Origin of the sequence: Terrisporobacter mayombei (assembly GCF_020748465.1) — a bacterium.
Classification (GTDB): Bacteria; Bacillota; Clostridia; order Peptostreptococcales; family Peptostreptococcaceae; genus Terrisporobacter; species Terrisporobacter mayombei.
On sequence record NZ_JAHZMP010000098.1, the window covers coordinates 1 to 530 of the forward strand.

The 530-nt window shown below is 27.5% G+C and carries 1 pseudogene; it reads right to left on the reverse strand.

Going from position 1 to position 530, the window contains the following annotated elements:
- Nucleotides 1–267: pseudogene (locus K0039_RS20545) on the reverse strand (epoxyqueuosine reductase); the annotation flags it as partial.
- Nucleotides 268–530 lie beyond the last annotated feature (263 nt).

Sequence of the window (530 nt, forward strand, 5' to 3'; positions counted from 1 at the left end):
ATATTCAGAACATTCAAATCCTCCAATATTACTATTGTTTATACTTTCATCAAAAGGTATAAAATATGTAATTATAGTTTTTCCATTTTTCAGAAAATCTTTTGGCATAGCATGAGATGTTCCAACAACACTTTTTAACTTCTGAAACATATCATCCTCGGCAGATACATAAGCAAACAAAAGCTCTTGCCACTTTGTAGTTATACTATTAAATTTATGATAATCTTTTACAAAGTTGTTCATTGATGTTTCAATCTTGTTTTTCACAGTAGCCCCCCTAGATAATTCTCGATTTCTAATTTAACGTTTTTATTTTATATTATATAACAATACTCTATATTACGCTCACTAATTAATATTAAATATATGTTTAACAAGCAGTCTTAAAAAGCCTCTAATATCAATAAGATACTAGAAGCCTTTTAATTATTTAAACTAATTTATTGAAATTCCTGCACTTGCATATCCTTCTACAGTATTAACTAATGAAAGACCTGAAGCTGTTGCAGTAAATACTAGTAAGAATCGAG